General features: G+C 59.5%; 16 protein-coding genes. All 16 read right to left on the reverse strand.

Annotated elements, in window-relative coordinates; genetic code table 11:
* Nucleotides 1–6: 6 nt before the first annotated feature.
* The 16 genes from AC07V4_RS08785 to fliL all read right to left on the reverse strand — a co-directional run bounded on the left by AC07V4_RS08785 (nt 7) and on the right by fliL (nt 12,942).
* Nucleotides 7–795, reverse strand: a complete 789-nt coding sequence (locus AC07V4_RS08785) for a protein phosphatase CheZ (protein ID WP_431750594.1) — start codon at nt 793–795, stop codon at nt 7–9.
* Between the two features lie 18 nt (nt 796–813).
* Nucleotides 814–1,188, reverse strand: a complete 375-nt coding sequence (locus tag AC07V4_RS08790; protein ID WP_005790040.1) for a chemotaxis response regulator CheY — start codon at nt 1,186–1,188, stop codon at nt 814–816.
* 168 nt (nt 1,189–1,356) lie between these two features.
* On the reverse strand, nt 1,357–2,097 hold the full coding sequence (fliA, locus tag AC07V4_RS08795; RefSeq protein WP_065909829.1) for an RNA polymerase sigma factor FliA: 741 nt from the start codon (nt 2,095–2,097) through the stop codon (nt 1,357–1,359).
* Complete coding sequence (fleN, locus tag AC07V4_RS08800) at nt 2,094–2,927, reverse strand: flagellar synthesis regulator FleN (RefSeq protein WP_003192912.1); 834 nt, start codon at nt 2,925–2,927, stop codon at nt 2,094–2,096. The genes fliA and fleN overlap by 4 nt, the downstream gene beginning before the upstream one ends.
* A gap of 105 nt (nt 2,928–3,032) precedes the next feature.
* On the reverse strand, nt 3,033–4,349 hold the full coding sequence (gene flhF / locus AC07V4_RS08805; RefSeq protein WP_492635918.1) for a flagellar biosynthesis GTPase FlhF: 1,317 nt from the start codon (nt 4,347–4,349) through the stop codon (nt 3,033–3,035).
* Nucleotides 4,350–4,361: 12 nt separating this feature from the next.
* Complete coding sequence (gene flhA, locus AC07V4_RS08810; protein WP_492636056.1) at nt 4,362–6,476, reverse strand: flagellar biosynthesis protein FlhA; 2,115 nt, start codon at nt 6,474–6,476, stop codon at nt 4,362–4,364.
* A 231-nt stretch (nt 6,477–6,707) separates the two neighbouring features.
* On the reverse strand, nt 6,708–6,911 hold the full coding sequence (locus AC07V4_RS08815; RefSeq protein WP_492635917.1) for a cold-shock protein: 204 nt from the start codon (nt 6,909–6,911) through the stop codon (nt 6,708–6,710).
* Between the two features lie 12 nt (nt 6,912–6,923).
* On the reverse strand, nt 6,924–7,145 hold the full coding sequence (locus tag AC07V4_RS08820) for a hypothetical protein (RefSeq protein ID WP_492636055.1): 222 nt from the start codon (nt 7,143–7,145) through the stop codon (nt 6,924–6,926).
* A 416-nt stretch (nt 7,146–7,561) separates the two neighbouring features.
* Nucleotides 7,562–8,698, reverse strand: a complete 1,137-nt coding sequence (flhB, locus tag AC07V4_RS08825) for a flagellar biosynthesis protein FlhB (RefSeq protein ID WP_431751181.1) — start codon at nt 8,696–8,698, stop codon at nt 7,562–7,564.
* Between the two features lie 3 nt (nt 8,699–8,701).
* Nucleotides 8,702–9,487 (reverse strand): flagellar biosynthetic protein FliR, encoded by a 786-nt coding sequence (gene fliR / locus AC07V4_RS08830; protein WP_492635916.1) that lies wholly within the window; start codon nt 9,485–9,487, stop codon nt 8,702–8,704.
* A 4-nt stretch (nt 9,488–9,491) separates the two neighbouring features.
* Nucleotides 9,492–9,761: a flagellar biosynthesis protein FliQ gene (fliQ, locus tag AC07V4_RS08835; RefSeq protein WP_431751179.1), complete on the reverse strand. Its 270-nt coding sequence runs from the start codon at nt 9,759–9,761 to the stop codon at nt 9,492–9,494.
* Between the two features lie 4 nt (nt 9,762–9,765).
* Nucleotides 9,766–10,509, reverse strand: coding sequence for a flagellar type III secretion system pore protein FliP (gene fliP / locus AC07V4_RS08840; protein ID WP_431751178.1), 744 nt, complete (start codon nt 10,507–10,509; stop codon nt 9,766–9,768).
* Entirely contained in the window at nt 10,509–10,949 is a 441-nt protein-coding gene (gene fliO, locus AC07V4_RS08845; protein ID WP_492635915.1) for a flagellar biosynthetic protein FliO, read from the reverse strand. Before fliO ends, fliP begins: the two co-directional genes overlap by 1 nt.
* A 1-nt stretch (nt 10,950) precedes the next feature.
* Entirely contained in the window at nt 10,951–11,418 is a 468-nt protein-coding gene (gene fliN / locus AC07V4_RS08850) for a flagellar motor switch protein FliN (RefSeq protein ID WP_348750903.1), read from the reverse strand.
* 45 nt (nt 11,419–11,463) lie between these two features.
* Nucleotides 11,464–12,432: a flagellar motor switch protein FliM gene (fliM, locus tag AC07V4_RS08855; RefSeq protein ID WP_431752667.1), complete on the reverse strand. Its 969-nt coding sequence runs from the start codon at nt 12,430–12,432 to the stop codon at nt 11,464–11,466.
* A 9-nt stretch (nt 12,433–12,441) separates the two neighbouring features.
* A complete protein-coding gene (gene fliL, locus AC07V4_RS08860) occupies nt 12,442–12,942 on the reverse strand; it encodes a flagellar basal body-associated protein FliL (RefSeq protein ID WP_492635914.1) in 501 nt (166 codons plus the stop codon).
* Between the last annotated feature and the right edge of the window lie 117 nt (nt 12,943–13,059).

Raw genomic sequence — 13,059 nt, forward strand, 5'->3', positions numbered from 1 at the left:
TGCTCCTTAGAAGCCTAAACTGGACAGCAAATCGTCTACGTCGTCTTGCCCGGATACAACGTCTTCACGTTTATCGGCATGAATCTGCGGACCTTCACCCTTGGCGAGATGTTTTTGTGGATCTTTTTCCGAGAGGATCGCTGCGCGGTCATGTTCGATACCGGCAAAACGGTCAACCTGGCCGGCCATCAGCACCAATTTGAGCAGGTTGCTTTCCACTTCCGTGACCAATTGGGTCACGCGCTTGATCACCTGGCCGGTAAGGTCCTGGTAATCCTGAGCCAACAGAATGTCGTTGAGGTTGCTGGAAACCGTGCGGTTTTCCTGCTCACTGCGCGACAGAAAACCCTCAACACGACGCGCCAATTCACGAAACTCTTCCGCGCCCACTTCCCGACGCATGAAGCGACCCCAGTCAACGCTCAGGGCCTGGGCTTCATTGGCCATACCGTTGACCAGAGGCGTGGCGTTTTCCACCAGATCCATGGTGCGGTTGGCCGCCGCCTCAGTCAGCCTGACCACGTAGGACAGGCGTTCGGTGGCATCGGTGATTTGCGAAATCTCTTCGGCCTGGGGCATGTGCGGGTCAATCTGAAAATTGACGATTGCACTGTGCAGCTCACGCGTCAGCTTGCCCACTTCCTGATACAGGCCGCGGTCACGGGTCTGGTTGAGCTCATGGATTAACTGCACCGCGTCGCCGAACTGGCCTTTTTCCAGGCTGTCGACCAACTGGTGAGCATGCTTTTTCAGGGTCGACTCGAAGTCTCCCTGTGACGTTTCGTTATGCTCCATAGCTCCCCCGTGGCAGCATCAATGACCGATGCGTTCGAAGATTTTTTCGATCTTCTCTTTCAAGGCCAGCGCCGTGAATGGCTTGACCACGTAACCGTTGACCCCGGCTTGGGCGGCTTCGATGATCTGCTCACGCTTGGCTTCAGCGGTCACCATCAGCACAGGCAGGCTGCGCAGTTTTTCGTCGGCGCGCACGTGGCGCAGCAGGTCGATACCGGTCATGCCCGGCATGTTCCAGTCGGTTACCAGAAAGTCGATGCTCCCGCTGTTGAGGATCGGAATCGCCGTAATGCCGTCATCCGCCTCGACCGTGTTGGTGAACCCAAGGTCACGCAACAGGTTTTTTATGATCCGCCGCATCGTTGAGAAATCATCAACGATGAGGATTTTCATGTTCTTGTCCAATTCGACCTCCAAGCAGTCTTAAACGCGCCCAGCACCTGGACGCGCCATTTCAATCAACAGGCGTTACACAAAAAGGACTGCCCAGGGCACCACGGAACGAACCCGGCCTCGCCAGGGGCAAGGTCGGTAGCGTCTGCAGTGTCCCCACACTGCCTGTCAGCGCGCGCGCCACTCTCCCAATCGCCCCCGCAAGCGGGCCGCGCACTGGCTATGCAATTGGCTGACACGCGATTCGCTGACCCCCAGGACCTCACCGATTTCCTTGAGGTTCAGCTCTTCGTCGTAGTACAGCGCCAGCACCAGTCGCTCACGCTCCGGCAAATTGGCAATCGCGTCCGCCAACGCCCCCTGGAAACGTTCATCTTCCAGGTCGCGCGACGGCTCGAGATGTGCACTCGCGCCGTCCTCGTGCAGCCCTTCGTGTTCGCCGTCCTGCAACAGGTCGTCGAAACTGAACAGGCGGCTGCCCAAGGTATCGTTCAAAATCCCGTAGTAATCATCGAGACTCAATTGGAGTTCGGCCGCAACTTCATGATCTTTAGCGTCACGGCCTGTTTTTGCTTCAATTGCGCGAATTGCATCGCTGACCATTCGCGTGTTGCGGTGTACCGAACGCGGCGCCCAATCCCCTTTACGCACTTCATCGAGCATCGCGCCACGGATACGGATACCCGCATACGTCTCGAAACTCGCACCCTTGCTCGCGTCGTATTTGGTCGACACTTCGAGCAGGCCGATCATGCCAGCCTGGATCAGGTCTTCCACCTGCACGCTGGCCGGCAAGCGCGCCAGCAAGTGGTAGGCAATGCGCTTGACCAAAGGCGCATAGCGCTCGATCAATTCGCCTTGGCTGTCACGTGCTGACTTTTTGTAAAGGTTGTAGCCGCTGGATGTCATAGCACCGGTCCTGCGCTCGTCTGATGCACCAATCGCTCGACGAAAAACTCCAGATGCCCCCGCGGGTTGGCAGGCAACGGCCAGGTATCGACCTTCTGGGCAATAGCCTTGAACGCCAGTGCGCACTTCGAACGAGGGAACGCTTCATAGACTGCACGCTGCTTTTGCACAGCCTTGCGCACACACTCGTCATAAGGAACTGCGCCGACGTATTGTAAAGCGACATCGAGGAAGCGATCCGTGACCTTGGTCAACTTGGCGAACAGGTTTCGGCCTTCCTGCGGGCTTTGGGCCATATTGGCCAGCACGCGGAAGCGGTTCATGCCGTAGTCGCGGTTAAGCAGTTTGATCAGGGCGTAGGCGTCGGTGATCGAGGTGGGTTCGTCGCAAACCACCAGCAGCACTTCTTGCGCGGCGCGCACGAAACTGACCACGGACTCGCCGATCCCGGCGGCGGTGTCGATCACCAGCACGTCGAGGTTGTCGCCGATATCGCTGAAGGCCTGGATCAGGCCGGCATGCTGCGCCGGGCTCAGGTGCACCATGCTCTGAGTGCCCGAGGCGGCCGGCACGATACGAATGCCACCGGGGCCCTGCAGCAGCACATCGCGCAGCTCGCAACGGCCCTCGATCACATCGGCGAGGGTATGTTTGGGTGTCAGCCCCAGCAGAACGTCCACGTTCGCCAAGCCCAGGTCAGCATCCAGCAGCATGACGCGACGGCCAAGCTCTGCCAGGGCCAGGGACAAATTCACTGACACGTTAGTTTTCCCGACGCCACCTTTGCCGCCGGTCACCGCGATCACCTGTACGGGATGCATGCTGCCCATTTTATTTCTTTACCTTGTCTTGCTTAGACGCAGGCTACATGGCTTGGCCGCGTGAATCGCTTGCAGACCATCAATGTAGATACATTTCACGGCGCTCATCCTGTCTCAACCGACCCGTTTTGCCGGGTTGTGGTAGAGATCGGCGAACATATCGGCCATCGCTTCCTCGCTAGGCTCTTCTTGCATTTGCACACTGACAGCACGGCTGACCAACTGATGACGACGCGGCAGATGCAAATCATCTGGAATCCGCGGGCCGTCGGTCAGGTAGGCGACCGGTAACTCATGACTGATGGCCAAGCTCAACACCTCGCCCAGGCTCGCGGTTTCATCGAGCTTGGTGAGGATGCAGCCGGCCAGGCCGCAGCGCTTGTAGCTGTGATACGCAGCGGTAAGAACCTGTTTCTGGCTGGTGGTTGCAAGCACCAGGTAGTTTTTCGACTTGATGCCACGCCCGGCCAGGCTTTCGAGTTGCATGCGCAGGGCCGGATCGCTGGCTTGCAGGCCAGCCGTGTCGATCAACACCACGCGCTTGCGCAGCAGCGGGTCGAGGGCATTGGCCAGGGACTGGCCAGGGTCGACGTGGGTCACCGGCACATTGAGGATACGGCCCAGGGTCTTGAGCTGTTCCTGGGCGCCGATGCGATAGCTGTCCATGCTCACCAGCGCGATGTTCTGGGCGCCGTACTTGAGCACATAACGGGCGGCCAGCTTGGCCAGGGTGGTGGTCTTGCCCATGCCGGCCGGGCCGACCATGGCGATCACACCGCCCTCTTCCAGGGGTTCGAGTTCCGGAGTAACGATCATGCGGGCCAAGTGTGCCAGCAACATGCGCCACGCCTGGCGCGGTTCTTCGACTTCGGCGGTGAGCGCCAGCAGGTCGCGGGACAGCGGGCCGGACAGGCCGATACGCTGCAAGCGACGCCACAGGTTGGCCTGGTGCGGTTTGCTGCCTTGCAGCTGGGTCCAGGCCAGCGAGCCCAACTGCACTTCGAGCAGTTCACGCAGGCCATTGAGCTCAAAACGCATCGAGTCGAACACACGCTGGTCGACGGCGGCGGCCGGGGCTGGCGCGGCGGGACGTGGCGGCTCGACGAAAGTCGGTTCGACCAAGGGTTCGGCGGCGGTCAACGGCAGGCCGGCGAACAACTGGCGATTGGTGGAAGCGTCGCTGTCGCCGCGCATGCTCAGCTCAGCCTGGGCCGACACAATGCGCGAGGCGGTCTTGCGCAGTTCGTCTTCGAGTTCCATGTTCGGCACGCGTGGCGCCAATGCCGAGGGGGTGTAATCCAGGGCAGCCGTCAGCTCGACACCGCCGGCAATACGACGGTTACCGATAATCGCGGCATCGGCGCCCAGCTCATCACGGACCAGTTTCATGGCCTGACGCATATCGGCGGCGAAAAAACGCTTAACTTGCATAACCCACTACCCTCAGCCGTTGGGCCCTACTGTCGCGACGATAGTCACTTGCTTATTGTCAGGGATTTCCTGATAAGCCAAAACGTGCAAATTCGGTACTGCCAGGCGTCCAAACCGCGACAACATCGCGCGAACCGGGCCCGCCACCAGCAGGATCACCGGATGACCCGCCATTTCCTGGCGCTGCGCCGCTTCGATCAACGAACGCTGGAGCTTCTCAGCCATGCTTGGCTCCAGCAGAACGCCCTCTTCCTGGCCTTGTCCGGCCTTCTGAATACTATTGAGCAATATTTGTTCCAACCTTGGCTCCAAGGTAATCACAGGCAGCTCAGACTCAATACCTACAATGCTTTGCACGATGGCACGGGACAAGCCGACGCGCACGGCAGCCACCAGAGCGGCAGTATCTTGACTCTTGGCGGCATTGTTGGCGATGGCTTCGGCAATGCTGCGAATGTCCCGGACCGGCACCTGCTCGGCGAGCAATGCCTGCAGCACTTTGAGCAATTGCGACAGCGTTAGCACGCCTGGCACCAGCTCTTCGGCCAGTTTCGGCGAGGCTTTGGCCAGCAACCCCATCAATTGCTGGACTTCCTCGTGGCCGATCAGCTCGTGGGAGTGCTTGTACAAAATCTGGTTGAGGTGGGTAGCGACCACGGTACTGGCGTCTACCACGGTGTATCCCAGGGATTGCGCCTGGCTGCGCTGGCTGACTTCGATCCACACCGCGTCCAGGCCAAAAGCCGGATCTTTGGCGGTAATGCCGTTGAGCGTACCGAACACCTGGCCGGGGTTGATCGCCAGTTCGCGGTCCGGGTAGATCTCGGCTTCGGCGAGAATCACGCCCATCAGAGTCAGGCGATAAGCGCTGGGGGCCAGGTCGAGGTTGTCGCGGATATGCACGGTGGGCATCAGGAAGCCCAGGTCCTGGGACAGCTTCTTACGCACGCCCTTGATCCGCGCGAGCAATTGACCACCCTGGTTACGGTCCACCAGGGGAATCAGGCGGTAGCCGACCTCCAGGCCGATCATGTCGATCGGAGTGACGTCATCCCAGCCCAACTCCTTGGTTTCCTGGGCGCGGGCCGGGGACGGCAGCAGTTCCTGCTGGCGGGCGATTTCCTGCTGAGCCAGGACTTTCACCTGGTTCTGCTTGCGCCAGAACAGGTAGGCGCCACCGGCCGCCATGGCCGCCATGCTGAGAAACGACACATGGGGCATACCCGGCACGACACCCATGATCGCCATGATGCCCGCCGCCACGGCCAGTGCCTTGGGCGAGGCGAACATCTGGCGACTGATCTGCTTACCCATGTCTTCTGAGCCCGAAGCACGGGTCACCATGATGGCCGCTGCTGTGGATAACAACAGTGATGGCAATTGCGCCACTAAACCGTCACCGATAGTCAGCAAGGCGTAGACCTTGCCCGCGTCACCGAAGGTCATGCCGTGCTGGAAGATACCGACCGCCATGCCGCCGATCAGGTTGATGAACAGAATCAGCAGGCCCGCGATGGCGTCACCGCGCACGAACTTGCTCGCACCGTCCATGGACCCGTAGAACTCGGCTTCCTGGGCGACTTCCGCACGGCGCGCCTTGGCCTGGCCCTGGTCGATCAAACCGGCGTTGAGGTCGGCGTCGATGGCCATCTGTTTGCCGGGCATCGCATCCAGGGTAAACCGCGCGCTCACCTCGGAGATCCGCCCGGCGCCCTTGGTCACCACCACGAAGTTGATGATCATCAGGATCGCAAACACCACAATACCGACCACGTAGTTACCGCCGATCACCACCTCACCGAAGGCCTGGATCACCTTGCCGGCGGCGGCGTGACCATCCTGGCCGTGGAGCATCACCACCCGCGTGGACGCCACGTTCAGCGCCAGCCGCAGCAAAGTGGCAATCAGCAGGATGGTGGGGAATACCGCGAAATCCAGCGGCCGCAGGGCGTACACGCACACCAGCAGCACGACGACAGACAGGGCAATGTTGAAGGTAAAGAACACGTCGAGCAGGAACGGCGGCATCGGCAACATCATCATTGCCAGCATCACCAGCAACAACAACGGCACACCCAGATTGCCCCGCGAGAGGTCAGTCAGAGTGCCACGGGCCGTGTTGAGCATTTGAGAGCGATCCACCGATATTCCTCGTGTCCCTTGAAGCAAAGTTTTGACGCCGAGAGACGTCCTGGAGGCGGGGTTGCAAGAAGCCTTCCAACTTTGGTTTCGGGCGTGGATCACTTCAAATGTGGGAGGGGGCTTGCCCCCGATTGCAGTGGATCAGCCAATGAATTCGTTGACTGACACACTGCAATCGGGAGTAAGCCCCCTCCCACACTTTCGAACGGGGTGGCTTCAAAGAGGCCGTATATTCTCGGCCTGAGGACCTTTTGGCCCTGGTGCTACGTCATATTCGACTTTTTGACCTTCATCCAGGCTTTTGTACCCACTCGATGTAATTGCCGAGTAGTGGGCAAATACGTCAGCCCCTCCATCATCCGGGGTAATGAAACCAAACCCCTTCTGCGCGTTGAACCATTTCACCGTACCGGTTGCCATTGCCGCCCTCCTTTACACCTCTGGGCCCGCCTCCGTGTCATTGCCCGCACTGAGGGGGAGCGCATAAACGCCCTTGGGTTTATGGATCATCTGAAACGTTATTTGCTCACCAATCGAAAGTGCAACCCAATGCCAATCACTCCAATCGATGAAAACGCTTTCTTCGCCATCGCTCAGCGCAATCAACCACTCTCCCCGGGTCAACTCATAGTATTTGACAGTACCTGTAGCCACCTTCAATACCGCTCTCCCTGCCTCTCGATGACTACATGCGCGCAGTGCCTGGGATGGAATAGAACAACGGGAAGCAGCCTGTGGCTACTGTCAAAGTTGACAGGTAGACACGAGCAAGAGATGGATGCTAGAGCCAGCGATTCATGCGTCTGGTGATTTTTTTCGTTTGCGGGGTTTTCGCAGCTTGGGAGCGGCTGACGGGACGTCGCCGTTAACACCTGTCAACCGAACAGCAACCTCGTTGCCATCAGGGTCTCGGGCAATAAAGCCAATGCCCTTGACCGCATCGAACCACCTGACAGTACCCCTGTCCATCACCGCCTCCCGAGCCGCGCATGACTGCGCGCCTCATCGCTGTATCCAACAGTGAAGGCGGCGTAATGACTACTGTCAAAGTTGACAGGCCAGAAAGGGGTTTAAGTATCGCGACGTAAATCAGGCGGGATCGGCAGGTCTTTGAGCGGATCAGGCCGCTTGCCCTTGCCCGCGCGGTATTGGCGAATCTGATAGACGTACGCCAACACCTGGGCCACCGCCAGGTACAGCCCGGCAGGGATTTCCTGGTCCAGATCCGTGGAGTAGAAGATCGACCGTGCCAATGCCGGCGATTCCAACAGAAGGATGTCGTTGGCCACGGCAATCTCGCGGATTTTCAGCGCGGTGAAGTCGCTGCCTTTGGCCAGCAGCATCGGCGCACCGCCTTTTTCCGGGTCGTACTTGAGGGCCACGGCGTAGTGAGTCGGGTTGGTGATGACCACGTCGGCGTCGGGCACCGAAGCCATCATCTTGCGCTGGGACATTTCCCGCTGCAGTTGGCGAATGCGCTGCTTGACCTCTGGGCGCCCCTCCTGGTCTTTGTGTTCGTCGCGCACTTCCTGCTTGGTCATCAGCAGTTTCTTGTGGCTTTCCCACAGTTGGATCGGCGCATCCACCGCCGCGATGATGATCAAGCCGCAGGCCATCCACAGCGCGCTCCAACCCACCACTTGCACACTGTGGATGATCGCCGACTCCAGCGGCTCGTGGGCGATGCGCAGCAAGTCGTCGATGTCGGACGACAATACCGTCAACGCCACGAATAGAATCAGGATGAATTTGGCCAGCGCCTTGAGCAGCTCCACCAGCGCCTTGGTAGAAAACATACGCTTGAGCCCAGGCCCCGGGTTCATCCGGCTGAACTTGGGCGCCATGCTGCCTGCGGCAAACAACCAGCCGCCCAGGGACACCGGACCGATCAACGCCGCCAACAAAAGCGTAATCAGCACTGGCTGTACCGCCAGGATTGCGATCTTGCCCGAGTGCAGCAGGTACAAGCCCATGGCCCCCGGACTCAGCAACACCTCACGAGGCAGGGAGAAGTTGAGCTTCATTAGCTCCATCAAGTCCAACGCCAGGCCGCCGCCGTAAATCAACAGGCCACCGGCACCGGCCAACATCACCGCGAGCGTATTGAGCTCTTTGGAGCGAGCAATCTCGCCCTTCTCCCGGGAGTCCTTTTTACGTTTCTCCGTGGGGTCTTCTGTTTTGTCCTGACCACTCTCGCTCTCGGCCATGGCTTAGCGCGCCCGTGCCAGATCACGTAAGAACTGCAAGGCGTCGGTCGCCAGCGGTTGATACTGATTGAGAATGTCGGCCATGCCGATCCAGAAAATCCCCATGCCCAATACGAGTGTGAGCGGGAAACCAATCGAGAAAATATTCAACTGCGGCGCTGCACGGGTCATCACGCCAAACGCGATGTTGACCACCAGCAGCGCAGTGATCGCCGGCAGCACCAGTAACAAGGACGAGCCTAATACCCAACTGAGGCGACCCACCAGTTCCCAGAAATGATTGACCACCAGGCCCGAGCCCACCGGCAAGGTGGTGAAGCTTTCTGTCATGACCTCGAACACTACCAGATGGCCGTTCATCGAAAGGAAGATCAACGTCACCAACATGGTCAGGAACTGCCCGATCACCGCTGCCGACACGCCGTTGGTAGGGTCGACCATGGACGCGAAGCCCATGCCCATCTGGATCGAGATGATCTGCCCGGCGATCACAAACGCCTGGAAGAACAATGTGAGCGAGAACCCCAGCAGCGCGCCGATCAGGATCTGCTCGGCAATCAGCAATAAAGCACTGAGGTCCAGGGCATTTACCGGCGGCATTGGCGGCAGCCCGGGCACGATCACCACGGTGATGGCAACGGCGAAATACAAACGAATGCGCCGCGGGACCAAAGTGGTGCCGAACACCGGCATGGTCATCAGCACCGCCGTGACGCGAAACATCGGCAAGATGAAAGACGCCACCCAGGTGCTGATCTGGGTGTCGGTCAAGGCCAGCACTGATTGCATGGGATCAGCCGATCAACTGAGGAATACTGCCGTACAACTGCAGGATGTATTCCATGAAGGTGCGCACCAGCCACGGGCCGGCGACAATCAGGGTGATCAGCATGACCAGCAGGCGCGGCAGGAAACTCAAGGTCTGTTCGTTGATCTGGGTCGCGGCCTGGAACATCGCCACCAGCAGGCCGACCAACAGGCTCGGCACCACCAGCACGGCAACCATCAGGGTGGTCAGCCACAGAGCATCACGGAACAGGTCGACTGCTACTTCCGGCGTCATCGCGCTATACCCCTCCGAAACTGCCGGCCAGGGTGCCGATAATCAGCGCCCAGCCGTCCACCAGCACAAACAACATGATCTTGAACGGCAACGAAATGATCAGTGGCGACAGCATCATCATCCCCATGGCCATCAACACGCTCGCCACGACCAGGTCGATGATCAGGAACGGGATAAAGATCATGAAGCCAATCTGGAAGGCGGTCTTCAACTCAGAGGTGACGAACGCCGGCACCAGGATAGTCAGCGGCGCCTGATCCGGGGTGGCTATGTCGGTACGCTTGGACAGGCGCATGAACAGTTCAAGGTCGCTGGAGCGGGTTTGCGACAGCATGAAGTCCTTGATCGGCCCCTGGGCCTTGTCGATCGCGTCCTGGGCGGTGAGCTTCTCCGCCAGATAAGGCTGCAGGGCTTGCTGGTTCACCTTGTCGAACACCGGCGCCATGATGAACAGCGTCAGGAACAAGGCCATCCCGGTGAGAATCTGGTTCGACGGTGTCTGCTGCAAGCCCAGGGCCTGACGCAGGATCGAGAAGACGATGATGATCCGCGTGAAGCTGGTCATCAGCATGACAAACGCCGGGATAAAACTCAGCGCCGTCATGATCAGCAGGATCTGCAGGCTGACCGAATACTCCTGTGCCCCAGCGGCGTTGGTGCCCAGCGTGATCGCCGGGATCGACAACGGGTCGGCGGCCCACGCCAATGGCGCCACCAGCAACAGCATGAGCGTCAATAAAACGCGCATTACTTCTTATCCTTCTGATCCTTGCCCAGCAACTCCATCAGGCGCTGGGCGAATTCTGGCGTGGCGGCCTCGGTCTTAGCCGCTTCCACCGGCGTCTTGAGCACATGCAACGGGGTGATACGGCCGGGGGTGATACCCAGCAGAATCTGCTCCTCGCCGACTTGTACCAGCACCAGACGATCACGCGGCCCGAGGGCGCGCGAGCCGATCATCTCGATAACCTGGCCGTTACCCGGGCCGATGCGTTGCACACGGCGCATCAACCAGGCCAGCACGAAAATCAAGCCAACCACCAGTAACAGACCGAGCACCAACTGAGTCAACTGCCCGCCGATACCGCTACTGACCACGGGGGCCGCAGCCGCCGCTTGCGCGACCGGCTCAGCCGCCAGGGCGCTCAATGGCAGCGCCTGCAACAGTCCCGCCATCGAATACTTCATATCAGCGCAACTTCTTGATGCGTTCGCTCGGGCTGATCACGTCGGTCAGGCGAATACCGAACTTCTCGTTGACCACCACCACTTCGCCATGGGCGATCAGCGTGCCGTTGACCAACACATCCAGCGGCTCACCGGCCAGGCGATCGAGTTCGATCACCGACCCCTGGTTGAGCTGCAACAGGTTACGGATATTGATTTCGGTGCTGCCCACTTCCATGGAAATCGACACCGGGATATCGAGGATCACGTCCAGGTTCGGCCCATCGAGGCTCACCGGGTCGTTGTTCTTCGGCACGCTGCCGAACTCTTCCATCGGCAGGCGATTGCCGGCCGGTGCGGTGGCGGCGTCGGCGGCCAGCAGCGCGTCGATATCGTCCTGGCCGACATCGCCGGTTTCTTCCAGGGCCGCAGCCCATTCATCAGCCAGGGCCTGGTCTTCGGCGGAAGTGTTTTCGTGTTCGGTAGCCATTACATGTCCTCGGCGCAGCAAAAATTCATCGATATAGGGGGCGGATCAGCGGCGGTTGATCGGCTCAACCACTTGCAACGCCAGGTTGCCCTTGTGGGAACCGAGCTTGACCTTGAACGACGGCACGCCGTTGGCACGCATGATCAGTTCGTCCGGCAATTCCACGGGAATCACGTCTCCCGGCTGCATGTGCAAGATATCGCGCAGGCGCAACTGACGACGGGCCACGGTGGCGCTCAGTGGTACATCGACGTCCAGCAGGTCTTCGCGCAGGGCCTTGACCCAACGCTCGTCCTGGTCGTCCAGGTCGGACTGGAACCCGGCGTCGAGCATCTCGCGCACCGGCTCGATCATCGAGTACGGCATGGTCACGTGCAGGTCGCCACCACCGCCATCGAGTTCGATGTGGAAGGTGGAGACCACAATGGCTTCGCTCGGGCCGACGATGTTGGCCATGGCCGGGTTCACTTCCGAGTTGATGTACTCGAAATTGACTTCCATGATCGCCTGCCAGGCTTCCTTCAAGTCGATGAAGGCTTGCTCAAGCACCATGCGTACGACACGCAATTCGGTCGGGGTGAACTCACGACCTTCGATCTTGGCGTGACGACCATCGCCACCGAAGAAGTTGTCCACCAGCTTGAACACCAACTTGGCGTCGAGGATGAACAGTGCGGTGCCGCGCAGCGGCTTGATCTTGACCAGGTTGAGGCTGGTGGGCACGTACAGCGAGTGCACGTATTCGCCGAACTTCATCACCTGCACACCGCCCACCGCCACGTCCGCCGAACGGCGCAACATGTTGAACATGCTGATACGGGTGTAGCGGGCGAAACGCTCGTTGATCATTTCCAGGGTCGGCATACGTCCACGGACGATGCGATCCTGGCTGGTCAGGTCGTAACTTTTGACGCTGCCGGGTTCGGCAGACATTTCGGTCTGTACCAGACCATCGTCGACGCCATGCAACAGCGCGTCGATTTCATCCTGGGACAGCAGGTCTTGCACGGCCATGTCGTGATCCTACTGCAATACGAAGTTAGTGAAGAGCGCCTGCTCGACCACGACTTTGCCGAGTTCTTTCTGGGCCACTTCCTGCACGCTGGCAGTGACCTTCTGGCGCAGCATTTCCTGGCCGACCGGGGTGGCCAGGCTGTCGAAGCTCTGCCCGGAGAACAGCATCACCAGGTTGTTGCGGATCACCGGCATGTGCACCTTGAGGGCATCCAGATCCGCCTGGTTACGCGCCAGCAAGGTGATACTCACCTGCAGGTAGCGTTGACGACCGTTCTGATTGAAGTTGGCGACAAAAGCCGGAAGCATCGGCTCGAAGATTGCCGGTTGCTTGACGTTAGTGGCGGTCTCGGCGGCGGGGGCCGGTTTGCTGGCACTGCTGTGCATGATGTACCAAGTGCCACCCACCGACGCGCCGATAGCCAGGACCAGGCCCAGCACAATCAACAGGATCAGCTTGAGCTTGCCTTTGCCTGCGGGTGGTGTTGCTGCGTCGTCGCTCTTCGCCATGCCAATAATCCGTCACTATTCGGGGATTCATAGATCTACGGAAAGGCAAGAGCAAGTGTTATGCCAGAGTTGTCTGGAAGAGCTGCACCACAAATCAAATGTGGGAGCTGGCTTGCC

Source organism: Pseudomonas sp. GW821-FHT03A09 (assembly GCF_059421065.1).

Bases quoted from the DNA above. Each gene is read 5' to 3' on its own strand.
- fliQ (WP_431751179.1), bottom strand. From the start codon at position 9,761: ATGACGCCGGAAGTAGCAGTCGACCTGTTCCGTGATGCTCTGTGGCTG.
- fliN (WP_348750903.1), bottom strand. From the start codon at position 11,418: ATGGCTACCGAACACGAAAACACTTCCGCCGAAGACCAGGCCCTGGCT.
- AC07V4_RS08785 (WP_431750594.1), bottom strand. From the start codon at position 795: ATGGAGCATAACGAAACGTCACAGGGAGACTTCGAGTCGACCCTGAAA.
- AC07V4_RS08815 (WP_492635917.1), bottom strand. From the start codon at position 6,911: ATGGCAACCGGTACGGTGAAATGGTTCAACGCGCAGAAGGGGTTTGGT.
- fleN (WP_003192912.1), bottom strand. From the start codon at position 2,927: ATGGGCAGCATGCATCCCGTACAGGTGATCGCGGTGACCGGCGGCAAA.
- flhB (WP_431751181.1), bottom strand. From the start codon at position 8,698: ATGGCCGAGAGCGAGAGTGGTCAGGACAAAACAGAAGACCCCACGGAG.
- AC07V4_RS08790 (WP_005790040.1), bottom strand. From the start codon at position 1,188: ATGAAAATCCTCATCGTTGATGATTTCTCAACGATGCGGCGGATCATA.
- flhF (WP_492635918.1), bottom strand. From the start codon at position 4,349: ATGCAAGTTAAGCGTTTTTTCGCCGCCGATATGCGTCAGGCCATGAAA.
- fliA (WP_065909829.1), bottom strand. From the start codon at position 2,097: ATGACATCCAGCGGCTACAACCTTTACAAAAAGTCAGCACGTGACAGC.
- fliL (WP_492635914.1), bottom strand. From the start codon at position 12,942: ATGGCGAAGAGCGACGACGCAGCAACACCACCCGCAGGCAAAGGCAAG.
- fliP (WP_431751178.1), bottom strand. From the start codon at position 10,509: ATGCGCGTTTTATTGACGCTCATGCTGTTGCTGGTGGCGCCATTGGCG.
- fliO (WP_492635915.1), bottom strand. From the start codon at position 10,949: ATGAAGTATTCGATGGCGGGACTGTTGCAGGCGCTGCCATTGAGCGCC.
- fliM (WP_431752667.1), bottom strand. From the start codon at position 12,432: ATGGCCGTGCAAGACCTGCTGTCCCAGGATGAAATCGACGCGCTGTTG.
- fliR (WP_492635916.1), bottom strand. From the start codon at position 9,487: ATGCAATCAGTGCTGGCCTTGACCGACACCCAGATCAGCACCTGGGTG.
- flhA (WP_492636056.1), bottom strand. From the start codon at position 6,476: ATGCTCAACACGGCCCGTGGCACTCTGACTGACCTCTCGCGGGGCAAT.